The 24,993-nt window shown below is 41.0% G+C and carries 23 protein-coding genes and 1 pseudogene; 15 read left to right on the forward strand and 9 right to left on the reverse strand.

Annotation, left to right across the window (positions count from 1 at the left end; all coding sequences use genetic code 11):
* The first annotated feature begins 6 nt into the window (after positions 1-6).
* The 3 genes from B4G94_RS02540 (at position 7) to B4G94_RS02550 (ending at position 5,221) form a co-directional block, all read left to right on the forward strand.
* Positions 7-1,635: a RagB/SusD family nutrient uptake outer membrane protein gene (locus B4G94_RS02540; protein ID WP_286856969.1), complete on the forward strand. Its 1,629-nt coding sequence runs from the start codon at positions 7-9 to the stop codon at positions 1,633-1,635.
* A gap of 52 nt (positions 1,636-1,687) precedes the next feature.
* Positions 1,688-2,623 carry a hypothetical protein gene (locus B4G94_RS02545; RefSeq protein WP_286856971.1) on the forward strand — a complete coding sequence of 312 codons (936 nt, stop codon included), beginning with the start codon at positions 1,688-1,690 and terminating at the stop codon, positions 2,621-2,623.
* A 153-nt stretch (positions 2,624-2,776) separates the two neighbouring features.
* Positions 2,777-5,221, forward strand: a complete 2,445-nt coding sequence (locus B4G94_RS02550) for a glycoside hydrolase family 2 TIM barrel-domain containing protein (protein ID WP_286856973.1) — start codon at positions 2,777-2,779, stop codon at positions 5,219-5,221.
* Between the two features lie 91 nt (positions 5,222-5,312).
* On the opposite strand, the gene B4G94_RS02555 is transcribed toward B4G94_RS02550, so the two are convergent.
* The 4 genes from B4G94_RS02555 to B4G94_RS02570 form a co-directional block, all read right to left on the reverse strand.
* Entirely contained in the window at positions 5,313-5,678 is a 366-nt protein-coding gene (locus B4G94_RS02555; RefSeq protein WP_108634169.1) for a response regulator, read from the reverse strand.
* A complete protein-coding gene (locus B4G94_RS02560) occupies positions 5,668-7,233 on the reverse strand; it encodes a PAS domain-containing sensor histidine kinase (protein WP_286856974.1) in 1,566 nt (521 codons plus the stop codon). Before B4G94_RS02560 ends, B4G94_RS02555 begins: the two co-directional genes overlap by 11 nt.
* Positions 7,234-7,459: 226 nt before the next feature.
* Complete coding sequence (locus B4G94_RS02565; RefSeq protein WP_146191057.1) at positions 7,460-7,765, reverse strand: hypothetical protein; 306 nt, start codon at positions 7,763-7,765, stop codon at positions 7,460-7,462.
* 181 nt (positions 7,766-7,946) lie between these two features.
* Positions 7,947-9,299, reverse strand: a complete 1,353-nt coding sequence (locus tag B4G94_RS02570) for a DUF3472 domain-containing protein (RefSeq protein ID WP_286856976.1) — start codon at positions 9,297-9,299, stop codon at positions 7,947-7,949.
* A gap of 235 nt (positions 9,300-9,534) precedes the next feature.
* On the opposite strand from B4G94_RS02570, the gene B4G94_RS02575 reads away from it, so the two are divergent.
* Together B4G94_RS02575 and B4G94_RS02580 are read left to right on the forward strand one after the other, a co-directional pair.
* Entirely contained in the window at positions 9,535-9,993 is a 459-nt protein-coding gene (locus B4G94_RS02575) for a GNAT family N-acetyltransferase (RefSeq protein WP_286856977.1), read from the forward strand.
* A gap of 115 nt (positions 9,994-10,108) precedes the next feature.
* Positions 10,109-10,681 (forward strand): hypothetical protein, encoded by a 573-nt coding sequence (locus B4G94_RS02580; RefSeq protein WP_286856978.1) that lies wholly within the window; start codon positions 10,109-10,111, stop codon positions 10,679-10,681.
* Positions 10,682-10,685: 4 nt separating this feature from the next.
* Here the strand turns inward: B4G94_RS02580 and B4G94_RS02585 are convergent, their stop codons facing one another.
* A complete protein-coding gene (locus B4G94_RS02585) occupies positions 10,686-12,044 on the reverse strand; it encodes a hypothetical protein (RefSeq protein WP_286856980.1) in 1,359 nt (452 codons plus the stop codon).
* Positions 12,045-12,214: 170 nt separating this feature from the next.
* Positions 12,215-12,934, reverse strand: a complete 720-nt coding sequence (locus B4G94_RS02590; protein WP_286856981.1) for a DUF3575 domain-containing protein — start codon at positions 12,932-12,934, stop codon at positions 12,215-12,217.
* A gap of 380 nt (positions 12,935-13,314) precedes the next feature.
* Here B4G94_RS02590 and B4G94_RS02595 point away from each other — a divergent pair, with 380 nt between their 5' ends.
* From B4G94_RS02595 to B4G94_RS02610, 4 genes are read left to right on the forward strand one after another with little or no spacing between them, the layout of a single operon-like run.
* Positions 13,315-13,563, forward strand: a complete 249-nt coding sequence (locus B4G94_RS02595) for a hypothetical protein (RefSeq protein WP_286856982.1) — start codon at positions 13,315-13,317, stop codon at positions 13,561-13,563.
* The gene (locus tag B4G94_RS02600) at positions 13,560-14,894 is read left to right on the forward strand and encodes a TolC family protein (RefSeq protein WP_286856984.1); all 1,335 of its coding nucleotides are present in this window, start codon (positions 13,560-13,562) and stop codon (positions 14,892-14,894) included. The genes B4G94_RS02595 and B4G94_RS02600 overlap by 4 nt, the downstream gene beginning before the upstream one ends.
* A gap of 14 nt (positions 14,895-14,908) precedes the next feature.
* Complete coding sequence (locus B4G94_RS02605) at positions 14,909-15,955, forward strand: HlyD family secretion protein (RefSeq protein WP_286856986.1); 1,047 nt, start codon at positions 14,909-14,911, stop codon at positions 15,953-15,955.
* A gap of 2 nt (positions 15,956-15,957) precedes the next feature.
* On the forward strand, positions 15,958-17,547 hold the full coding sequence (locus B4G94_RS02610) for an MFS transporter (protein WP_286856988.1): 1,590 nt from the start codon (positions 15,958-15,960) through the stop codon (positions 17,545-17,547).
* A gap of 12 nt (positions 17,548-17,559) precedes the next feature.
* Here the strand turns inward: B4G94_RS02610 and B4G94_RS02615 are convergent, their stop codons facing one another.
* Positions 17,560-18,345 carry an AraC family transcriptional regulator gene (locus B4G94_RS02615; protein WP_286856989.1) on the reverse strand — a complete coding sequence of 262 codons (786 nt, stop codon included), beginning with the start codon at positions 18,343-18,345 and terminating at the stop codon, positions 17,560-17,562.
* Positions 18,346-18,841: 496 nt separating this feature from the next.
* Here B4G94_RS02615 and B4G94_RS02620 point away from each other — a divergent pair, with 496 nt between their 5' ends.
* A complete protein-coding gene (locus tag B4G94_RS02620) occupies positions 18,842-19,342 on the forward strand; it encodes an RNA polymerase sigma factor (RefSeq protein WP_286856991.1) in 501 nt (166 codons plus the stop codon).
* A gap of 278 nt (positions 19,343-19,620) precedes the next feature.
* Here the strand turns inward: B4G94_RS02620 and B4G94_RS28200 are convergent, their stop codons facing one another.
* The gene (locus B4G94_RS28200) at positions 19,621-19,788 is read right to left on the reverse strand and encodes a hypothetical protein (RefSeq protein WP_422663702.1); all 168 of its coding nucleotides are present in this window, start codon (positions 19,786-19,788) and stop codon (positions 19,621-19,623) included.
* A gap of 4 nt (positions 19,789-19,792) precedes the next feature.
* Here B4G94_RS28200 and B4G94_RS28205 point away from each other — a divergent pair.
* Positions 19,793-19,956 (forward strand): annotated as a pseudogene (locus tag B4G94_RS28205) (IS256 family transposase); the annotation flags it as partial.
* Between the two features lie 42 nt (positions 19,957-19,998).
* Here B4G94_RS28205 and B4G94_RS02625 read toward each other — a convergent pair.
* The gene (locus tag B4G94_RS02625; protein WP_286856993.1) at positions 19,999-22,260 is read right to left on the reverse strand and encodes a WG repeat-containing protein; all 2,262 of its coding nucleotides are present in this window, start codon (positions 22,258-22,260) and stop codon (positions 19,999-20,001) included.
* 672 nt (positions 22,261-22,932) lie between these two features.
* On the opposite strand from B4G94_RS02625, the gene B4G94_RS02630 reads away from it, so the two are divergent.
* The 4 genes from B4G94_RS02630 (at position 22,933) to B4G94_RS02645 (ending at position 24,910) form a co-directional block, all read left to right on the forward strand.
* Positions 22,933-23,373: an alpha/beta fold hydrolase gene (locus tag B4G94_RS02630; protein WP_286856995.1), complete on the forward strand. Its 441-nt coding sequence runs from the start codon at positions 22,933-22,935 to the stop codon at positions 23,371-23,373.
* 237 nt (positions 23,374-23,610) lie between these two features.
* Positions 23,611-24,132, forward strand: coding sequence for an alpha/beta hydrolase (locus B4G94_RS02635; RefSeq protein ID WP_286856997.1), 522 nt, complete (start codon positions 23,611-23,613; stop codon positions 24,130-24,132).
* The gene (locus B4G94_RS02640) at positions 24,089-24,688 is read left to right on the forward strand and encodes a tetratricopeptide repeat protein (protein WP_286856998.1); all 600 of its coding nucleotides are present in this window, start codon (positions 24,089-24,091) and stop codon (positions 24,686-24,688) included. Before B4G94_RS02635 ends, B4G94_RS02640 begins: the two co-directional genes overlap by 44 nt.
* 90 nt (positions 24,689-24,778) lie before the next feature.
* Positions 24,779-24,910 (forward strand): hypothetical protein, encoded by a 132-nt coding sequence (locus tag B4G94_RS02645; RefSeq protein ID WP_286856999.1) that lies wholly within the window; start codon positions 24,779-24,781, stop codon positions 24,908-24,910.
* The last annotated feature ends 83 nt before the right edge of the window (positions 24,911-24,993 follow it).

Here is a 24,993-nt window from a genome sequence, read left to right on the forward strand (position 1 = left end):
GAAATCATGAAAAAAACGAGCTATATCTATCATTCCATGTTATTGGGATCCTTACTATTAGGGTCATGTTCTTCCAATTTTTTAGATGTCGAACCGATGACAAGCGTTTTGGAGAGCAATTTTTATAAAACAGTGGCCGATGCTGAAATGGCTTTAGTCGGCTGCTATGACGGTTATCAAAGGACGACGTCCAACGGCAGCCAAGCCTTTTATATCTCGTCGGAGATCGCCTCGGACAACTGTTTTGGAGGTGGGGGGACAACAGACGGCCGAGGGTTTCAAGCAATAGACCGTTTTGATATTGCACAATCCCAATCGGACAATAATATCTTTGACGGCACCTGGTCAGATTACTATGCCGGTATTTTTAGATGCAATACGCTACTGGGGAAATTGGATGGCACCGACTTCTCGGGAAGCACAACCGCACGCACGCGAATTGAAGGTGAAACCAGATTCCTACGTGCCTTAATGTACTTTGATCTTGTACGCCTTTTCGAAAGAATACCTTTGTTAACGAGTCCGACCAACGAGAATATTCCGCAATCGGATCCTAAAGCGATTTATCAATTGATTGTTTCGGACCTCAAATTTGCGGCTGCGAACATTCCGGAGACAGCTTATCCGAAATCGGCAGCCGCCACCAATGACGGTCGGGCTACGACATTTGCTGCAAAAGCGCTCTTGGCCCGTGTTTATCTCTTTTATTCGGGATACTATGGCAGCGAGGACATCGGCGTATCCAGAGCAGAAGCTCTGACGGGGTTGGAAGACGTGATCAGCAGCGGACAGTTTGCCCTGGTGGCAGATTTTAAGAATCTATGGCCAGCAGCAAGTTATATTCCAAATGCCAGCAACAATACACTAGATATTTCCAAATATGCCGGCAAGGGAAATTCTGAGGTCGTATTTGCGCAGAAATTTAACAATACCTCTAACTACAGCGGGTATGTCGATGGTAATCGCTGGGTAGTATTTCTAGGCCTGCGGGGCAAAAATTGGTCGCCCTATGGACAGGGATGGGGTGTATGCACGGTAAGTAAAAACTTCTTCAATGAGCTTGACAATAACGACACACGTAAGACGGCGTCCATCATTGATATCGAGGGCGAAAAAATAACGGGCTTTGACCTCAAAGATCAGCGCGAATACACGGGATACGCCGTAAAAAAATATGCACCCACCGCATTGCCGGATGGCACCACGAATACGGGTGGGGATAAGGATATGCAATTATCACAGGATCAGGATTACTTTGTGATCCGCTATGCCGATGTCCTGTTGATGGCAGCCGAACTGGGTTCCGTAAATGCACAAAAATATTTTGACGAGGTGCGGAAAAGGGCTTATAAAACCAATTTTGTAGCGCTGCCCGTATCAAAAAGCAATATTCTAAAGGAAAGAAAATTTGAGTTTGCATTTGAAGGTATCCGCTATTGGGACGTGCTGAGACAAGGGCTGGATATGGCAGCGACCACGCTACAAACATCAGAAGATGTGCTTAGTGGTTCGGTGCCTGAGAAAGTTATTGTAAACCGAGAGCGTTTTTTGACAACAAGAGGCTTTATGCAAATTCCAAACAAGCAGATCACCCTTTCCAACGGTATATTGAAACAGAATGCGGGATGGAATTAAGCGTAAACACCGTACAATGGACTATTGGTTTAACTATAATAAATTGATAAAAATGAAAAAGATACTAACAGTTATCATCTGTTTTTTTGCGGGGATGATATTCTTTGGGAGCTGCACTCCGGAGAACTATACACTGGGGGACATCGATGTCACATCGGCACAGTTGGAGAAGGGAAAAGCTTTTACCGTTGAACATGACGCCAGTAATCCGAATATTGTCTATTTGACCAGTTTAATGGATCCCAAATATACGCCTTTATGGGAACATCCACAGGGACGCAGCCAGGAAAAAAAGGTAACGCTGAAAATGCCATTTCCCGGGGAATACACGGTCAAATTTGGTGTCGAGACCCGAGGTGGCATTGTCTACGGCGAACCTGTGACATTTAAAATCGATCAGATGTATGCCGAATTTATCAGCGACGAGACCTGGACTTTGCTGACGGGTGGCGCAGGGGAGGAGAAAACATGGTATCTGGATCTAGACGCAGATGGCATCTCCCGCTACTTTAAAGGCCCCCTATATTTTTACGGCACCGGTGACTGGTGGGGAACGATAAACAAAACCGGTGAGCCGCTCAATAGTGACAGCTGGAGCTGGGAGCCCGATTGGAAAAGCAACAGCTGGCTTATGCCCGCGGGTGACTATGGTAGCATGACTTTCGACCTGAAAGGCGGTGCAAACGTCAACGTGAAGCACGCGATGTTGGGTAAAGTTCAGAAAGGGACTTTTAATATTGATACGCAAAAGAAAACCATGCGTATGACAGGGGCTTCACCTTTGCATGGAAAGCCGCAAGATGGGATAGTCGTCGACTGGGGAGATGTACGTATTATGTCGCTGACGCAAAATACCATGCAACTGGCGGTACTACGGGATCCGGTGCTGTCGAATGACGGTGCCGCCATGCTGACCTTCAATTTTATCAGTAAAGCCTATAAGGAGAGTTTGACTGAAAATGGAGCGGAAACCAATAACGATAAATAAGATAATTGATCCTGACTATTTACCTAAAGCTTATTCAATACATACCATTTGTACGATCTATCACCATCAGGATAGGTCCATGTAAGTAAATATGCATGAGACAAATGACTATATGATTGATCAAATTTGGTGCTTACAACGGGAGATAAATTTATGTGGAAACGACTATTTTATAAAGGATATTGCCAAATAATGGGCCTGCTGTTCCTAACATTGGTAACAACAGGCTCTTCCATCGGGCAATCCAGACAGGTTATTAATTTTAATCCGGGCTGGTGGTTTAAACTGGACAGTAACCAACAATATATTGATGACCGAAGGGGAGAAGGCTGGCGCTACGTCGACCTACCGCACGACTGGAGCATTGAAATGCCATTCAGCGCAAGCAGCCCTGCGGCTAGCGGCGGGGCTTACCTAGATGGTGGAATTGGCTGGTACCAAAAATCATTTAAGCTGCCTAAGGCTGAAAGGGGACAACGGATATTTATTGCATTTGAAGGGGTGTATGAAAACAGTGAAGTATGGATCAATGGGCATTTCTTAGGCAAAAGACCCAACGGTTATATCGGATTCGAATATGAAATGTCACGCTATCTGTTCCAGGATGGCAGGGAGAACCTGCTTTCGGTCAAAGTAAATAACAACAACCAGCCCAACTCGCGTTTCTATTCAGGTTCCGGGATTTATCGGGATGTAAAATTAGTTGTCCGAAATCCGATTAGCGTAGCCAGCAACAGTACCTTTATAAGAGCCTCACAGCTCAATGAAAAACACGCAGTCGTAAACCTGTCGCTGGAAATTGAACAGACCCTTAAGGAAGCAAAAACGATCACGGTACTGACGCAATTGCTTTCGCCAGACGGCCTGTCTATTGCAAGTGAACATACGATTTTGTCAAAATTAAAAACAGGGCTTCACCACATCCAGCAGCAAATATCCATTGACAATCCTATTTTGTGGAGTATTGAAACGCCGCGGCAGTATACGGCACGCGTACAGTTGATTGCGGATGGCCAGGTGCTGGATGAACAGAATAACAAATTTGGTTTACGTAATTTTAACTTTGATCCTCAACAGGGTTTTACGCTAAACGGGAAGCGTCTTAAAATCCGAGGTGTGTGTCTACACAGTGATCTCGGTGCACTGGGTATGGCATTCAACCGTTCTGCAGCATTACGTCAGCTACGATCCATGAAAGCGATGGGTGTCAATGGGATACGAACATCACACAACCCTGCAGCACCGGCATTTTTGGATCTCTGTGATAGCTTGGGTTTTGTGGTGATGAGTGAAACATTTGACGTTTGGAAGGGGCACAAAAACCCGTATGACTATCATTTATATTGGGATCAATGGTACAAACGGGATTTTGTGGACCATGTCAAACGCGACCGTAATCATCCGTCGCTGTTTATCTGGTGCCTGGGTAATGAAGCGCAGGAACAGTGGCATTCAAAACCGGATGGAACAGCTATTCCAATCGCTCTGGCCTCGATCGTCGACAGCTTGGATGGAACCCGTCCGACTACCATTGCAAACAATGAACTTTCCAAAGCGAATCCGGTGCTGATGAGTTCTGCAGTGGATCTGATAGGCTATAACTACAATCATAAAAAATGGGCAAGTTTTCCAGAGGATCATCCTGGCAAAAAGTTCATCGTAACGGAAAGTACTTCTGCATTGGAAAGTCGTGGACAGTATGATTTGATTCCTTATGATTCCGTTCGCATGTGGCCCGAAAGATGGGATATCCCTTTCGATGGAGGCAACAAGGATAAGAGTATATCGGCTTATGACCATGTATTTACGCCTTGGGGGTCAGACCATCAGACGAGTTTGAGGTTAATGGAAAAGTACGATCATATCGCGGGCATGTATGTATGGACGGGATTTGATTACCTTGGTGAACCCACGCCTTATACTTGGCCAGCAAGAAGTTCGTACTTTGGAATTGTGGACTTAGCAGGCTTCCCGAAGGATATATACTATTTGTACCAAAGCGTATGGACATCGAAGCCTGTCCTACATGTATTGCCTCATTGGAATTGGAAAAAAGGAGATAAAATAGATGTGGTGGTTTACTTTAACCAAGCAGACCGGGTAGAACTTTATCTCAATGGCAAAAAGATAGGCGATAAGAAAAAAGATTCCGACCGTTACGAACTCGTTTTTAAGGGTATAGCATTCGAACCCGGCACGCTTGAGGTTATCTCTTATCAGCAGGATAGAAGAGTGTTAAGTAAAACAATCCGTACAGCAAAAAAGGAACAGCGCATAGCACTGATTGCAGAAAACGACTCACTTAGTGTCGCGACGAATGAACTTTCTTTTGTACATGCCTATGTTGTGGACGAGTTTGGCACCCTTGTTCCCGATGCAGCAAATAAAATTGATTTTGAGGTGGAGGGAGATGGGGCAAAAATTGTGGCGACGGATAATGGGAATACAACAGATCATACGCGTTTCCAGTCGACATCGCGACGGGCATTTCATGGTAAAGCGTTGGTTATTGTGTCAAGTAAAAATAAAGGCCAAATTGTCGTAAAAGCAAAAAGTAAGGGGCTTATTTCGGGGGATGTTCGCATCAAGGTTGAATAGGGGTATCAGCCCTATTTTTGTTGGACTGTCGGCAATGCCTTGTCATCTTACGTAGCAAAGCATTGCCCACTCGTCCATTCGAATAATCCTGTTAATTACTTAATATTGTATTGATTTTGGAAGTAATCTCATCCAGATCAAAAGGTTTAGCAATAAATCCATTGGCACCTAAATCGTCTGCAATGACAGCTCCATCAACACTCGCAGAAAGGATAAGAACTGGTAAGTCTTTCACTTCAGGCGTATTTCGGATAATTTTTATGACCTGATCACCCGATAGCAACGGCATCCATAGGTCCAATAACAAGAGATCTGGCCGGTGCGTCGTGAGCTGTTTAATGAGATTGGTACTGTTGATCTCGCATATAACATTAAATCCTTCTAATTCGAGAAATAGTTCAAGCATCTCTACTATTCCTTGATCGTCATCACAGATCATTATTTTTCTACGCTCCATGGCTTTCGTCGTTATTTGTAATTGGTAATGTGAAATTAAATGTAGACCCTTCTCCGGGTTCACTTTCTACCCATAGCGTTCCATTATGATTGGCAATAATCTCATGCGATACATAGAGCCCGATCCCTAATCCGGGAAATTTTTTCTGTATATGGCTAGCCCTGAAGAATCGTTCGAATATTTTCAGTCTGTCCTGATAATTGATACCCATGCCGTAATCTCTTATGGAGATTTTTACAAAATTGGCAACTTTGTGCATCCTTACTTCCACCTTATTTGAATCGGGTGAGTATTTAATAGCATTAGATAATAGGTTATTAACTACTTGGATGATCTGTAGCTCGTCCCCTTGGACAATGGCGCCTGTAGCACCTGATAGCTGGATTTCATAACCGGGCACAGCGAGCGTAATATTATCAATTGCCTCGCGAATTGTCTGATCAATATCAAATGGCTCCATATGCAATTCAATATGACCGGACTGTATTTTTGATGTATCCAACAGTTTAGTGATTAAGAGATTCAAGCGATCGACATAGGCCGACATCTTATCGAGCGTGCTCACAAACTTGTCATTCGAATGATCTTGGCTCATGCGCTGTAAAATTTGAACCAAACCTTTAATCGTCGTGAGGGGCGTCTTGAGCTCATGGCTAGCAATGGACAAAAAATCGTCTTTTCGCTGGTCTTGCTCTTTTTTCTCCGTAATATCTTCGAAAGCAATCAATATGCGATCTTTGTAATGCCCTTCAAATTCAATGCGATAAGCATTTAATAGCATCACTTTACGGCCTATATGGGGAAATATATTGTCGACCTCGTAATCAATAACAGGATTGTTGGTCGGTAGAATCTGGGTCAGGAGCTCTTTCAAGGATTTGATATTCCACTGTTGCATCCCAAGTTCAAAGAGAGGTTTTCCTAACGTTTCTTCGGAGGAAACCTTAAAAGAATTTAAAAAATGTTTATTCGCACTCAACACGATATAATTGGCATCTAATACCAATAAACTCTCCCGGACAGTCTCAATGATACTGGAGAGAAAAATTTCCTTTTCCTGTAATTCTTTTGTTCGTTCCTGTATTTTAAGTTCGACATGCGCTTTCTCTTCCCTAAGGTCGTACTCGGCTTTCTTGCGCGCCGTTATATCATTTTGTACACCTATAAAATGGGTTACCTGTCCCGCTTCGTTTTTAACTGGAGATATAAAAAGCTCATTCCAAAAAAGTGTACCATCCTTGCGGTAATTACGAATTTCGACTTTACATTCTTCACCCCGCTGGATACTTTCTTTTAAAAGCTGGCGTTGCGGCTGTGAACGATCCTGAGCCTGCAAAAAACGGCAATTATGTCCAATAATCTCGTTGTGCGAATAGCCACTAATAGTTTCAAATGCTTTGTTGCAATAGATAATCGGATTGTCGTATTGCATATTATCTGTAATAATAATGCCTGAATAGGCGGAATTTAAGGCTTTAAGATAAAGATCGAGATCATTGCTCGAATTATGAATGGTATGTTTTGATTTATCAATATACGTGTTTTTTTCTTCCATATACGTTTAAGACCCTAACGAATTAATGTCCTACAATTTAATTTTTAATTTGAAAACTAAATGCAAACCATATGCCTTTTCTGTATTGACCGTATTTTTTTAAACAAAATAGGTATTTATCCCTATAAGGCATGTGAAAGGGCGGATCAGAAGTTAAGCCCTTCCAGGTGTTCATTCTGACGAATTCGGCCAGTGACCTCATCAAGCAACATTGACTACACGCCGCTTAGTGATGCCGATTTCCTTTTTGATGGTAGGGTACATGCTGAGGTGAATTTATCACTTGGGCATGTTTGTTGTCGATGACCACCTGCGGATCAGCATGTTGCAAGGCAACAATATCTGGATTAATTTCCGTAGCCAGATCTTTAAATGGCCGATAACCGATAGGTTTATTTTGTTGTTTACCTTTTGATTTATTTTTGGCTTTCTTTTCCTGTTCTTTATGTTTAACTTTTTCTGTATGACGCTTGAATAAAATCAATGCTGCTCCAGTAATCAGGGCAATAGCAAATTTGAATTTGAGATGCATAATAATTCTTTTTAGTTGATCTTTTCTGAATGAACAAAGCCAGGACATAAATCGTTTACCTTTTAACACAGGCATTCCTTGAGGCAAAGTTGTCTATAAATCACAAAGAGCGATATGGTTGTAGCCATATCGCTCTTTGTGATTGGAATATTACAAGACACCCTTACCCGGAATTATATAGCTATGGTAGGGTAGTGAAGTCAATTGCAGGAGCGGGATTACCATTGTTGACCGTAAATAAAGTGCCCGGGCTAACAACAGTATTGAAAAATCCACCATTTTTAAGGAAGAAACTGCTTCCATTGGTACCGCCCATGGCATCTATACGCTGGTTGCTGGAATAGGTGCCGTCTACGGTAAATTTGGCCTGAACCACCGGCAACCAGGTGCCGGATGCGGTGCGTACCCATTGATTTTTATAATCCGCCGAGCGTCCAAGATAGCCGTTATCCGCATTGAAATTTTCCAAAAAACTGTGGAAATTGGTCAGATAAGTTGCTATTTTAGGTCGTTTCCAGCTTGCGATCAAGGTCCAAGTATTTACCGTCGGATCATTGAACCAGGCTGTAAAATCGGTCGCGCCGTTGCCATCGGGTTCACCCTTGAGTAGGAATTTATAGTTATTGCCGCTTGTCCAACCATACTTCATATAACTTTGTCCGCCGGAACCTTCACCGCCAAATTCGCCTGTTGTAGTATTTGCCCCCTTACGGTTAAGGGTAATGCGGTCCTCAGCAGGTATTTCCGCCGGATTGTCGGTGCTGTAGGGACTCCATACCGAAAACAGAATGCGGCGCTCGCTGGCCGAATTAACCTGCATGCCAAAATAGCCCTGACCAAATCCATTGGCCATAAAGTAAGAACCTATTTTGTCTTCGCCCGTAGGAACATTGATTTCGCTATAGTAGTAGGAAACCTGCTGGTTGGTCGGCACCGAATAACTTAAGTGACAGGAAGGCCCGCGTCGTGACCAGTAGTAAGTATTGTCGACATTATTGTCGCTATAGATGGTAGTTCCACTAGTAGCGCTTCCGCTCAAAATAAGGTGCGAAACATCCGCAAAGTAACCCCCAGTCTTGGAGACACCCTGAAGGTCCATTTTTACGTAACCAGCAGCATTTAATGTGTAGTTGCCCACTGCATAATCCTTCACGGTACCGCCTTTTAGACTAATTTGTTTGCTGACGCCATTAATGGTTAGCTTGACCACGCTACTGTCCCCATTTGGCAAGACTTTAGCCCGGATTTTTACGGTTAATGTACCTGCCTGCGGCAGCTTGGCGTAAGTACTTACGATGCTATTGGCATTGGTCCAGTTGGCTAGGCCATTGCTATTGATCACTTCAGCAGCGCCGATAGGTGCCGATGTGACAAAGGCATTTCCTCCAAGGGGAACTTCATAACCGTTAGGCCCTGGGGTGGCCGCCCGCAGTGATAGTTTTTCTTCGGTCTCCGTTTTCTCCACAGTCTTTTTGCAGGAAACAAAACAGACTAATGCAGCACCGAGCAGTGCTAGAAATTTGATTTTTCTCATAATTTATTTTTAATTGTTCAGTATGAATTTATTAAACAACTTTCATATTGTGAAAATGAATTAAACGCAATCGATTGTGCTATTTACTTTTGTAACAGAATATACAATTCAGGGTAATTTACAGACAGCTGACATTTGCGCAGTTCATTGGGTTGCTGATTTTTGTATATTGCGCTAACCGCTATTAGCCCAAATTTAAGCGGATATCATTACACATTATAAAAAAGCATAAGGAATGGATTTAAAAATCAGACAGGCACAGGAACATGAAATCGATGTATTATTGGAATTTGAACAGGGAATCGTGGCGGCAGAACGCCCGTTTGACGATACATTGGAAGAAGGTGAAATTCACTACTACGACCTGCTGGAACTCATAAAATCACCAGAAGCACAGGTATTGGTCGCTGTGGTCGGCAGTGAACTTGTCGGATCTGGCTATGCGAAAATAGTCGATGCCAAGCCATATCAAAAGTTTGCCCGATATGTGCATTTGGGATTTATGTATGTTAAACCAGATCACCGTGGGCAGGGGATCAATAAATTGATTCTGGAAGCATTGTTAAGCTGGGCAAAAGAAAGAAATATCTCGGAAGTGAGGCTTCAGGTTTATGATCAGAACGACAGTGCAATAATCGCCTATAGTAAAGTCGGGTTTAAGCCCAATTTATTGGAGATGAGAATAGAAATTTAGAGATTCCCCAGACCAGAAGTGCCAAGGGAAGATATTAAGGGGCTTATGTTTTTCTTTTCATCCAGGACGGGACCAGAAACAGAAACAAAAGAAGTACAATACTGTTATACCAGGCATGAAAGTCTTGATCAGCATATTTTTTATTTTTCTATACGTTTCCGTTATTGGACAGACGGGCACCTATCGGCTTGTGACTACCACTGGTGCTTCAAGTACGATGGTGATCAGATCCATGCAATCCACTGTAGTTGCCGATGTTTTCGCCTGGTGGAATATTCCTTCTGGTACCCATGGCACTTTCTCAGGGAACGGTACCTGCACTGGCAATAGCTGTATCCTAAAAGAAAAGGACGATCAGGGCTGCACACTGAAATTGACTTTTGTGGGAAAGCAGCTTAAAGTTCAATTTTCGGGTTGCAACAGACAGAATATACCCGAGGATTTTTCGGGTAGTTATAATCAACTGACACTACGAACGCATGGCACCTATCGGACCAGACCGGCTAAAACCTATTTTTATAAATATCCAAGACTTACTAAAACACGGAAAAATTATCTCCGGAAAGGGACTACAGTCCAAGTGAATATTGAAAATATCGTCGACGACCGTTGGGTTTACATCAATTATCGTGACAACCTAGGCAAGCTATCCAGCGGTTATATTTTATGGTCCAGCCTAGGACAATAAAACGCTATTTGCTATTGTAACGTCTGCTTTCAAATCGGCCCGTATCAACCCCGTGCTTCCCAAAGTTTGATAAGACCAGCATTTTTATTTTTTCGAACTGTTGTGCAGAGAGTCCATCCTGTTCTTTGGCAACCATATAAAAATAGGTCCCTTTGTATTTCTGAAGTATAGAACGGACGGAAGCGAAGTCCATATTATCGAGGATTTCCGGTTTCGGTTCTCCAGCGCGCGGCATTGCAATTGAAGTACTATACCGGATGGGTCTAAAAGTCGAATCTACGGCTTGCTGGCCAAATGGAGTAGGCAGAGATTCTTTGGGGTTATAGACTGTGAGGTAAATCGGTATGGCTAAACTATCATCGCGGCTAAATATGCTCTTATTCATCACCGCGTAAAATTTTTCGGCTGGATTGACTACTGTCAGATCGTAGTTTACACTATCTGGATGTTGGATATACTGTTCCAACAGTTTATTATCTTCGACATGCCGCAGGCCGATCACATCGATTTCGGCACCGTAAGGATCCTGGGGAATATCGGGGCTAAATACCACAGTAGCGCGAGGGTCGTTGGTCCACAAAAATATAGGGCCGAATGTAAGTCCGTATTCCGCGGCCACATTTTTGGCTTTTTGCACATTGTTTTCGTAGTCTGTTTCTATGCTAAGAATCCCATCTCGAAAACCTGCCATTTCTTTGTCCCGTTGTTGCTGAATAAAATCAGCGCCACAGGTACGAATGAGCATGACGAGTGCAAATACCGCAGATATGGGTATTGCAATGTATTTGTAGTCACGTTTTTTAGATTCTTCGAGTTGGGAGACAAGCGCTTTTGCATTATTTTTTTGCTTGCTACCTACGGCAACACCGTTGGTAGCGATATTCTCTTTAAGGTGTTCATTCCGCAGCACTACAGCCTGCTGTCCAAGATGACGCAAAAGCTCTTCCCTGAATGCAGTAAAGATAATGATGTCGGCGGCTGATTTTGGATGATCAGGATTGAACAGCCAAACCAGCTTTTTACCATTATTGAGTTTGATCCGCATAGATGGTGGGGGAGCCTGAAGCAGACCATAGGGTGGAATACTATGAATATCTTGGTAAAGAACACGTCCATAACTGTGGGATGTAAACCCATTCTCATCCAGACTGATGGTATCGATTGCCCTAGATTTCTTGACAAAACGCCAGACACCAAATCCCATCAGGCAAAGCATAAGTACAATATTAGGCCAAAAAATCCACTGCACATAATTCATAAGCCATACCGTCGGCAGAATAATGCCGAGCGGTATCCCAACGAGAACCAGTATTAGATAGAGAAGTCCGCTGTTATTCTGGTATTTGAATGTATATTCTTTCATTGTATGTCCTTTCCCAAGTTAACTGTCTATTTTTGTGGGGTGTTTCCCCAAAACTACGACAAATAACCAGGCAGAAAAATCCATGAAAACAGGGATTTCATAGTCTAATAGGGCCGAAAAATACCTAATAAAGCTCGGCTGAATAGCGAAATGTAGGAAGTCGATCGACTTTAAAACCGATACCCTAAGGATAAGGCGGTACGAATTCCAGCGAATGGGCCTTTCGTCTTGAGCGTGACTCCTTCGGAATCAACTTCTTTTTTGAGGTCTAAGACATCAATGTCAAAATCCTCCAACTGTTTACGCAGTTCTTCTTGTTCATCGGTATTTAATTGGGTTTTCCCCTCAAAGGTGCCGTTATTAAATCCGTAGTTGGGACCAATAATTCGCCAATCTAGATAGATATGCTCGCCGAGACGCCATTGGCTACCAATAGCTAGTCCAGCTGTCAAGGCATTCAAGGCACCCGAAATCGGAACTTCCTTTTGGTAGTCTCGCTCTTCAACCGACAGTATGGTGCTAAGGCTATAACGCGCATATTTTACGAAAGGAGCAAAGTAGAATCCTCTGAAAGCATCATTATTACCGAGATAAAAGCGCACTTCCGGTGTAAAGGAAAATGCCCCAAATTTCGCTCCACCCAGAATGTCACTTGGATCATCAATAGCAGATTCCCATATCGAGCGGAAGGGAAGACCAGATTTAGGACGAAGACTTAATGTCGCATTTAGTGATAGGCGTTGTTGAATCGCCTTTTCATATTCGAACGCAACATTGCCAACCACCAATGGCAAGATATTTAATTTAATTAAATTGGTATTTTCCTGTGCTTTTAATCCCGACATCGTCAATATTCCGATGATAAGTGTAGCTAGGTAGTGATGTTTCATATTGATATTTTAAACTGATCCGGCCTATTGGCGTAGATGAACAAATCCAAGCTGTAGCATGTATAAATTCCTCTACCCCAATAACGTTATTTAGTAGGATTTATTTTATCTCATTAAGAACATCAGAGGTCGATATAAGGTTTTACTAAAGATCTGCCGATCTAAGGGAAAATTTAGCCAAAGCATTGGTCTTGCTGGACAATCTTGGTGACCCGATCTATGACGACCCTCAGATGATGACCTGGCGAAAGCGCCTACGGGTAGAGGAACAAAAGCTGAAATAATATATTGGCCAGATTCGGCCAAATTTAGGCCAATTATATAAAATCCCACAGCATCTTTCCCGATAACTTTGTCAAATAGCGTTAAACAAGGTTATCATGAAAGAAAAAGTACAAAAAATTATTGTGAAAGTCGTCCCTGAGAAATCGGCTGACCCGATTGCCGATGACGATAGACAAGTGAACAGGCTATACTTCAACTACGCAGGTATGTATCTGTTCCCCCTATTTCCGATGGGGGATCTGTCCGTTGTTCTCTATGAATTGAGGCGAACCTGGAAGAAATATGCCGAAAAACGGCATAGCGCCAAGCAACAGCATGTTGTTTTTAAAGGAGTAAAGAAATGAGGCGGGATCTTTCTTTTGTTTCTATTGCTGTGGGCATATTTTTCTTTTTACGGTCCGCCAACGGCCAGGTAAGAGATACGGTACAGCCTGTGAACCTGGTAAAAATATGGGAGTCAATAGCCTCCCATAACCACCAGCTAAAGTTACAGGGGCTCAAGGGTCTAGCTGCTTCACTTGCCATTATTGAGGCGAAAGATCAGTATTTACCAACGATTTCTCTCAACGGGGATTTTAAACTCAACACTAAATTCCTCCTGTATCCTGAAGGATTGTTCTCTGCTGCACAGGATGTGCCGGTATCCGGTTATGGCTATGGGCTGGGTTACAATCTAAACCTCAATCTTTACAATGGTGGCCTCGATAAAAGAAATATTCAGCTAAAAAAGGAAGAAAAGTTGGCCATGCAATTTGAATACGAATTGCAGCACAGCAATCTAAAATATATAACTGCTGTCGCTTATTATGAACTATACAAATTCATGAAATTCAAGGAATTTATTTCTGCCGAAATATCCGCTGAACAACGCCAGCTATCGACAATCGAACATCTTTACAAGAATGGAATTGTCTTAAAGAGTGATGTGCTGCGAATCGCTGTTAAATTGGACAATTTAGAACTCCGCCGGTCTGAAGTACTCAAAAGAATTGACCTTACGAAACAGAAACTGAATGTGCTCATGGGTCGCGGCGAAATGGAATCACTCCAGATAGCACTTCAAGAAGACTTGAAACCTGATCTGCAGGATGTACATACATACGATGATTATATTGGCATTGCCCAACAACAGTCTCAGGAATTTAAAATCATTGAATCCACGATCAAAACCAGTGAATTAAAACTAAGACAGGTGAAATCTGCCACACGGCCAAAGCTCTACTTATACTCGACCTATAGCTACACCTATCCGCAGATCTCATTCTATCCATATAGCAATAATTTATGGGGATTTGGACAGACAGGGCTCAAAATGCAATGGTCTATTGACAATGCATTCAAAAGTAAACATGCTGTCGCACAGGCCAACATACATATTGAGGAACAAAAGTCAGTCATGCAGATCAAACAGGAAGAAGTTAACCTGAAGATCAGACAGGCATTCCTGCAGCGCGAACAGGCCCAACAACAGGTAATAACAGCTGAGAAAAACATCGCGCAAAACACCGAAACTGTCCGTGTCATCAAAAACAGTTACCTCAATCAGGAATCCTTGCTGACGGATCTGTTAGAAGCAGAAAATGCATTGCTTGAAGCCAAGTTTAACCACATATCTGCGTTGGTCGAATTAAAACTAAGCCACATCCAATTGTTGGCGATAACAGGGGTACTTTAAAAAGATATCAGATAATGAATAAGAATAAAATAGATAAGGTCGTGGTCATCTCCACGAAGTACTTTGGTATTGTCTTGCTTACGGGCATGCTGGGTTGGGCTGTGCTATACCTATGGCGAAATTTACAGTATGAGCAGACAAATGATGCACAAATAGATGCTTACTTATCGCCCATAAGTGCCAAAGTGGGTGGATATATCAGTAAAATTTATTATAACGATAACCAACAGGTACATCAAGGCGATACACTTGTATTGATTGAAAAAGATGAGTATCGACTCAAACAGAAGGCCGCCGCAGCCGAGTTGTTAAGTTCGCGTGCGAAACTGCCAATCTTGGCGGCAAGTGAAGAGACACAATCCAAAAACATTGCTGTAATCAGTGCGCAATTAATGGGAGCCCAGGCAAAATTAGAGCAACAACGCAAAGAGTTTGAACGATATAAAAGCCTGCTGGCAGATGAATCGACCACACAACAAAAGTTTGACCTCGTGAATACAACACTCCTGAGCCAACAATCTGACTATGCCCAAACTATAGCTTCTCTTGAGGCCGCCAAATCAAGACTCAAGGATATACAAGCTCAGCGGGCTGCAATTGCCGCTGAAATAAATATCAAAACGGCGCTATTGGAGCGACAAGAACTTGATCTTCGGTACACCGTAATAACGGCACCTTTTGATGGTCGTATTGGTAAGAAAACCATTCAACAAGGACAGCTTGTGCAACCGGGGCAAACATTGGCTTTTTTGCTCAATGAGGCCGAAAAAAAATGGGTAGTCGCCAACTTCAAAGAAACACAGATCAAGTCATTTCATATCGGACAGCGGGTTGCTATAGAAACAGACGCTTACCCCGAAGAAGTATTCTCTGGAGTAATCGAATCGTTTTCGCCAACGACAGGAGCACGTTACTCGTTGTTGCCACCGGATAACGCCACCGGTAATTTTGTAAAAATTATCCAACGCATCCCCGTCAGAATTAAATTGACCGATAATTCAGAGATGCTATCTAAGCTCTCGCCCGGAATGAATGCCAATGTTTATGTTTTAAAGAAATAACTATGCAAGCACATAAAATACCTTTATTTAAACACTGGGTCTCGGAAGGTCTCGCACGGGCAGTCATCTTTGCGATATTGATGACATCACTTTGCTGTTTTGCCTTATATAGCAGTCCTGTAACCATTATGGGATTTTACGGTATCGATGCTACGGCCATGCAATACGGAATGGTGGTTATTTATGGCTCGACCGTAACTTTCCTGGCGCTAGATGTGCGCATCGTAAAACGCTTTACTTCGCGAGGCTATTTGCTCCTGGCCCTCGCCATCAATGGGATATGTGCCTTGATCTGCTTCTATAGCAGAAATTGGACAATCTTTCTAATCGGCCAATTTTTACAGGGGATGACATGTGCTCTTTTGTCCGGTATCGTACTCAACCTAATCTTTCCACGGCTGGAGTCGACCAGAGCAAAGGTAATTGGCTACACAATTTTATATGCTGGTATACAGATTTCAGTGCCACTATATGCCATATTCTGTAGCGCTATCCTGTATGTCAGGGATTTCAATTGGCTATTTTATGGCATTATCATGCTACTTATACTACTTGGGCTAAGTGTATTGATTACCATGCATCCAAACGCCAGGCTTCATAAAAAGCTACCGTTATATCAGGTCGACTGGATCGGTTATATCTATTACACCTATATTACCTTAGCTCTTGGATATATTCTTGTATATGGGCAACAGTTGGACTGGCTGGATAATCCGTACATTAAAATACTAAGCCTTATTTTAGGTCTTGTGCTTATTTTATTCGTCTTACGGGAAATGCGACTGAAACGACCTTTAATTGACCTTCACATTTTTGGAACCAAAAACTTTGTATTGGGACTATTATTACTAGTGATTTTCTACCTCTTTAAGGGAAGTACAGGACTGACCTATAGCTATGTGGAGAATGTTTTGGCCACCGATTCCCTACACACAATCCCGCTCTGGCTCGCCGTGATTGCAGGAACCTTACTAAGCATGTTTGTTACGGCCCGCTTTGTCTTAAGTGGGACGAATCTGATGCAGCTCATGCTTGTGGGATTTATGACTATGGCCATGTATTACGGCTATATGCTCCTGTTTGTCTCCGTGGCAGGGGAGACCTTAGATTTTATCCTACCCATGTTTATTTATGGTCTTGCCACTGGAGCGCTGTTTGTACCAATTGTTTTTTTTACAGCTTCAGCAGCGCCACAAGGGATGGCACTATACGCCTCCCTATTAGGTATCTTTGCCCGATTCGTTGGATTCTGCAGTAGCATTGCCCTTAATAACCAGTTACAGCGCTATACAAAGGGAGCTATCCGCGAAAAACTACGCGAAACACTGACCGAAACAAACCCGCTTATCCCTTCGCTGTGGCAGGATATTCAAAATACTTATATAAATGCGGGGAACGATATGTATGTGGCTAAAAATGCATCGGATTTTCTTTTTAATAAGTTAATCAAACAGCAGTTATTTGCACGAGCGGTGCGGGATTATTATGATGTAATGCTTGTTATACTGCTTTGTGTCATTATCGCTTTGTTGTTGGTACCAAGGATCCGCAATATTGTCCTAAAGCTTGGAAAAAATAATATCCCTTATTGAATTAAGATAGCCTTACTTTAACTTAGTACGAAAATCTGAAGGGCGGATATTTGTCAGTTGGAAAAAAGTATTGCTGAAAGCTGAAATATTAGAATAACCGACCTGATAGGCAATCTCACTTATGGAAAGACTCGTATCTTTGAGTAGTTCCATCGCACGTATGACGCGGAGCATTTTGAGATATTGAACAAAGGAAAGGTGTAAACACTGTTGAAAAAGCCGAGTCAAACTGCGGACACTGAGACCGAATTTTTGGGCAGACTCTTCCAAGCTTAACGGCTCGCCAATACGATGGCGCATATCATCGGTGATGGCACGTATACGGCTATCGTCTGTGATAGGTAGTTGAATAGAAAATTTCTGCAAATTTTCATGTGCGAGCAGCTTTTTCATGGTAGACATCAATTCATACTCCCAGCAGCCAGCAAAATAATTGCCCTGCCAGGTCTCACTAAAGGCAAGCAGTTCAAACAATAACCTGCTGACGGGATAGATGCCAAGTTCTTTGTAAAAGGCCCCATCATCAGCCGCGGGGAAATAGATATTGATGATATGAAGATCTTGTGCATTATACATCAGGTTGTGCGCATAATCTGCTGGGATCCAAATATAATGATTCGAGGGAATGTAATAATCACGCTCCAGAGTTTGAAGATAGGCTATACCACCAAATACCAGCAGCAACTGTCCTTTGGCATGCTGATGGGCCGGCAATTTCTGCTCCATCTGTTGACGCATCACTAAAATGGATTCGGGATACTGGTCAATGGTTTTTGAAAGCTCGTTTATGTATTCCATCAATGGCTTAAATTTATCTTATACTGCTTGATAGCCTGTATGTAGAGTTTTGATCTATATGCTATCAATATTTTGATCATCCGGTTGACTTAGTTTAGAATAATTATAAAGAATGTACAATTATACAGCTTTGTAATGAATAAGTCAAACGACCTAATTTGACTGCACACAAAACCACGTTAAAAACGTTTACATTTTTGTACAAAAGATATGGATAACGTTTTTTGTTTTTTCACCCAAAAAACGTACTTCTTACAATTTCGATCCGATTTATTACCTAATCTATTTTTTTTCCTATTCAATTAATTTTTGAACAATATGAAATAATTCACTCGAAAAGGGCTTTAATAGGACTTGTATAACCATTCTCAGCGAGAATACGTATTTCTACCCCTGCCACCAGTATAATTATTTTCGAGGTAACACCCATTTAAAATTAGCATTCTTCTTGTTCTACGCTATTAGGATCAACTTTAAACAACAAAGAGGATAAATTATGAACAATTACAATTTAAACGTACTAATTAAGGAGAAAAGAGGGTTACTAAACCATTTTGCTACTAAATTTACAAACGACCCAGATGAAAAAGAAGACTTGATCCAAGAAACGTGGATCCGGGCATTAAAATCTATAGATAAATTTGTGCATCACCCCAAATTAATGAGCTGGTTATATGTAATTATGAAGCATACATATATTAATAAATACCGTAAGGCTAAACGTGTGGGGGAAATCCAAGAGACCTATATTGACCTAGAACGTTCCAATAATACTGTTCATAATAGGGGAGTAAGCAAATTTGTGGCGGAAGACATCGAAAAGGCAATGTGTAGTCTGACGCAGGATAATTATGAGATCTTCCGATTATATTTAGATGGGTACAAGTACCATGAAATTGGCAGTTACTTTAACATGCCGGAAGGAACAATAAAAACAAGAATTCATATGGCCCGCAAAAAATTACAGAAACAGCTTAAACTCTATAAACTTAATTAACAAACTACTCCAGTATTAATGAAGAAAGAGCCAAATTTTTTTGCTGATTTGGCTCTTTCCCTATGTGGTGGAGTGTGAGTCTGTGAAATAGTCTTCAAAATACCGAACAACAATTGCGTAGGCATTTTAATGTGATGATCACCACTGATGAAAAATAATCTATAAATATGCTCTATATCGTTACTTTTGGTTAAAAGGATAACCCTTACGTTTTTCGATCCTTTTTCTTATACCAGGGAATATACTGATAATTATATTGGATGTGCCGATGTTCAGGATCATTTTATCTCGAACGAGGCAACGACGTGAAACGGCTCCTTTTTTTGATTGGCAAACCAAACTTCTTTGCTTATTCTGTATATCCCGGGAGCTAATCTTTTGTTCTTTAACAGTTTCGAAATAGGAATTTGAAAATCTTGCGATTCCTTCGGCTCTATACCGTACAATATGTCTTCAGGAGCTTTCAGCTCTGAACAGGTGCTAATGAAATTGATGTATCTGATCGTTAAAGATATTGCAAAAAATGGACGATGCCAATGCATAACTGGCGTTTGACCATATCCCAACTATATATTAGATTTGGGGATAGCCTCAAACTGGAAAGAGGTTTTTAAGTTTTTAATCCAATGACACAGTGGTATTATACTCCCATTTTCTTAGTTAATTTTCGATTTTCCCACTACCAGCGGTCTATTTGCTCCTTTATTAATAAATGAAAATACATTGCCTTTTTTAGCCAGAATTGGCCATGTACGGTTTTCACCTTCATAATTTCTTCTTAAATTATCATACCTAGGCTCTAAAATTATCTTTCCATCATTATCTGCAAGGCCAGATTTGTCTTTTAACGTGATCTCCATTAGCTCAGGTGAAAAGTTATCGATCATATCATATATAGGCTCAAGTATAATTTTGCCTTGACGATTCAGCACACCATATTTTCCTTTCTCTTTTATCAGCATGAGATCCGGATGGTCATTAATCACTTCCAGACGGTCAAATCGAGGATTAACAACCACATTTCCTTTCGTATCAATCAATCCATAAAGCATTTCATCTCCTTTTTTACTCACTACCCACGCTAGGTTGTCATAAAATTCACCAACATAGGCAAAGTCGTTAAAACGAACCTGCTTTCCATTCTCATCAATAAATAGATTTTCTCCCTTAATATTGATCTTGAAAAGTTCGCTTTGAAAAGGTTTGGCATCCTCTTTTCTATTTTCCGGTATATTAAAACTGCTGTAGTAGCCATTTCTGTTCCATTCTGGACGTTCAAACACTTTTTCACCTTTCATATTAAAAATGACATATTGGGATCCTTGTTCTGCCAGCAGGAGCTTATCGCTGAGCATCTTTAGGAGATAAATATCCTGAGTATAGGGTATCAGCACCTGTCCATCACTATTGTATACTGCCGATTCTTTGGTATAGCTCTTTCCCTCCACTTTCCGCCTAATCTCAAAAATTCGTGCATTTAACCACGAGATTTCTACATCGCCTACTGGAACAATAAACTGTTTCTTTAGACTGTTGTAGATCCCCAGTCTTTTATCATCATAAACAGGGAAGATAAAAGGACTGTCGTTAAGATCGCCATACATGTAGCTTCGATTGATATAGGTACCAGACTGTAGGCGATATTCTGGCGGTAATATTTCGTTACCCAGTTTATCGTAAATTCCATAGAGATTCCCATTTACAGCGTAAAAATAAGTTTCGCCATGCTGATTTGCGATGGTAATTTCCGTAAAATTTGTAGGAAAAATAGGTTTTGCGTTTTCCCAATCGAAAATTCCTACTTTACCCTTGTCTTTTACACGCAGATAATAGGGCATCGCATCCAGTTTGGCTTCGGCGGCTATCCTTTCAAGGTATTCTTTTGAAGCATTTGCAACAGCAGGCATGAGTGATACACGGTCACCATAAAAAACTGTCTGTCCCGCTGAGTTTTTGAACTGGATCTCGTCATACTGGGGATACAATAACAATTTGCCGCTTTCATCAATTAGCCCCATTCTTCCCGCCTTTTCTACAACAGCATGACCCCTTACAAAATCATTTATTCTATCATACAATGGAGGGGTGACTTCTTTTCCGGCAGCATCAATCAGCCCCTGCAACCCATGTTCTTCAATCTTAAGAAAGTCACTACCTCTCACCGGAATTAATGATTTGTAAACTGCAGGAAGTACTACAGTCCCCTGCGAATCAATCAGACCATAGGCCTTATTTTGAAAAAATGCTGTATACTTTTTGGTTTTAAGTAAGATGTTGCTCAAGTCTTCATATGTTGGAGGAACAACTACTTTACCGCTTATATTTGCTATTCCTTGTTTTCCATTAAGATGAAATTGAAGCATATCCTCAAACAGATAGTTCTTGCCCACTTCATCATAGATAGGGGGCTGGATAATTTCACCATCCACTGCACGCAGCCATCCCCATTTATCGTTTTCTTTAAAACCAATGATATCTTTATTGATGATCTCCAGTGCCTGGAAGCATGGTTTGGAAATTACTTTTCCCTCTAGATCGATAAGCCCATACATTCCCTTTTTTTTCGTTTGTGCAAACTGGTAATTGTAATGGATGCCCGGATACCATTGCCCGTCATAATGGCTGGCTAAAGTCACCTCATCGTACTCAAAGTTGCTTAGTAATTTTCCATTTTTGTGGATTACTGCGTATACTCCGTCTTTCACTACAGAAAGCAAATCACCTGAATGATCTTTGACATCATCAACCAACAATCCAGTAACTGGATGACAGAAATAAATTTTACCTTCTTTTTCTACTTTTACAAAAGGAGTACGATAATCACCAAAGCCGATAGCATCAAAGATAACAGGGGTCTGGGCTCTTGCTGAACCGGCAGTGAAAAGTATGAGGAATAATAATAAAAGTTTGTTGATCATCGTTTTTATTCGTCTATTAAATTATTTTTAAAGGAAATTTCAGCTCCTGCATGTTCGTACTCATCCACATCTTTATGCTCACTCTTATCATAAAAAATAACGATCGACAGTAACTGTAACATCATCGTTCACGTCCAAAGTATAAAATCTTGATTGTGCACCTGTACTCTGATTAGCGACAAATTAACAGTGTAAAAGGCCAAGCAATTTTTTATATGCCATAAAGAACGTCGTCATCCAAAACTACGCTTATCCTGTTTACAAGAACATCCCTGAATACAGCGAAATTTTTAAAAATTATCTCCGAGTTATCTGCAGATCCAAACTTAAAATTTAAAGACCACGATTTGCGTAGCGTGGTGTCAAGCCACATCAGTTAGGACGCTGGTTTTAAAAAATCACGGTATGACATTCCATTGGGGAATGCTGGCATTTAGAATCACATCTTGCATTTGCGGACTATGGCAAAATGCGACACAGTAGTATACTGGACATTCTTTCTGATTATGGAGATATGTTTTTAAAGACTATTGTTAACATCGTGTGGAAGGCTATTCTAATTGGGAATCTTTAACGCCAAGAACCCGTTTTGCATTTTAAATTATATCGATACTGACATACTGTGGTCACTCTTCCTATTAAGTTTGCATCCATAATCTTTAAAAGAATAAAATGACAAACGTAACTAAGACAGAATTTAATCCAATCGCATTTCCAGAAGCTACCATGATTTCAGTTAATGGTGTAGTACTGGAAGTATTTGAAGCAGGTCAAAAAAATTCAGGAAAGCCTATCATGCTCTGCCACGGTTTTCCGGAGCACGCATTTTCTTGGCGTTATCAGATACAGCCTCTTGTTGATGCTGGCTATCATGTCATTGTCCCCAATCAACGCGGATATGGTAAGTCATCCTGTCCGACCGAAATAACGGATTATGACATTGAACATTTGACCGGTGACCTTATTGCACTACTTGACCATTTTGGTTACAAGGATGCCACCTTTGTCGGCCACGACTGGGGTGCAAATATTGTTTGGAGTCTAGCACTATTGCATCCCGAGCGGGTTAATAAAAATTGGAGTGAGGCCGTTGTCAGATTTTCGGGGTGCTGAAACATATTCGTAATTCTAAAATTTTTACATAAATTTAAAGCTTATTTGTAATTATAAGATCTATTTAATCCTTTTTAATGGCAACAATACGGATGATTTCCAGCAGTATACCGACGGGCATAATTATAACCACACTAATTTGTTTTTGTATTTTTAGCCTTAGCAATTCTTTTGCGCAATCACTTGACAATTTTTTAGTGGTTGGACAACGCTATACGATAAACTCTAAAATACTCAATGAAAGCAGAAATTATTCTGTTTATTTACCAGCTTCCTATAAAATACAATGTCGACAAAAAATACATTGTTGCCTATGTTTTAGATGGGGACAGGAGTAAGTTTTTGGAAGTGTCGGGGATTGCACAATCGATGCATTCAGATGCAAATCTTAAGTTGCAAATCCCTGAACTCATTATCGTTTCAATAGAAAATACGGATAGAACGAAGAATTTCACTCCTACAAATTCATTGAATTATTTGGATAGAGAAAATATTTCTGCATTTAAAAGTAGCGGAAAAGCGGATGATTTCATGCGTTTTATGGAGAATGAATTAATGGTGGAAATAAATAAATCTTTCAGAACCGTTCCACAAAGCATGATTATCGGACATTCATTGGGCGGACTATTTGCGTTACATTGCCTGTTAGAAAATCCGCAGCTGTTTAGTTATTACTTACTTATCGACCCCTCTTGGTTTTGGGATCATAATTATATTGGGAAAAGAAGTATTGGAGAATCGAGTCGACCTAAAAGCTAGAATATATATTGCATTAGCCAATAATATGCAGGAAGATAAGAGGCATTATCAATGGGGAAATCAATTTTATAAATTACTGAAAGAGAATAAATCTCCAGATTTGCAGGTAGACTTTAGATATTTTGAAGACGAAAAGCATTTAACAGTAACAATTCCAGCCACATATTATGGCCTTCGATATCTCTTCGAACCATATAATATTGATATAAATGAAGTAACAAAAGACCCCGATATATTGGTAAATTACAGTGCAAAAATAAAAAAGGAACTTTTCTTTGATACTAAACCGAACCAAAGTTTTGTAAATACTATTGGGTATGTCGCCCTTTATGATAGAGAACTACCTGATATAGCAATTTCTATTTTTGAGCTGAACACGAAAAATTATCCGCAATCAATCAATGTATGGGATAGCTTAGCCGAGGCCTACACAGTCAGGGGATATATGGATAAAGCAAAAAAGTGTTATGAAAAAATCTTGACACTTTCTCCAACTAGTAATACCGCAAAAACGAAACTAGAAGAATTAAATAGCAAAATAAGACAGCGAAACTAAATGCCGGACATCAGAACGCGAAACCAGCATTTTATACCACTTCGCCCGAAATCTATAATGTATATTAGGCTTGGGTATTAACCATAGCCTATGAAAGAAATTGAAAAACATCACAATATGCGCACGCTAGCCATTGCACTATTTTCGGTGGTATTTATTTTTTCGTGTATCTCTTGCACTTCCATATCGCCCAAGTATTTAGCACAAACTGCTGCGGATTAGCGGGGAGATGAAAAGGCATTTACGGTGAATAGCTGATGTGTCATGCAGGACTTTTCTTTTGCCAGCCAATAGCGAAAAATTTT

Origin of the sequence: Sphingobacterium sp. UBA7625 (assembly GCF_002484085.1) — a bacterium.
Taxonomy (GTDB): domain Bacteria; phylum Bacteroidota; class Bacteroidia; order Sphingobacteriales; family Sphingobacteriaceae; genus Sphingobacterium; species Sphingobacterium athyrii.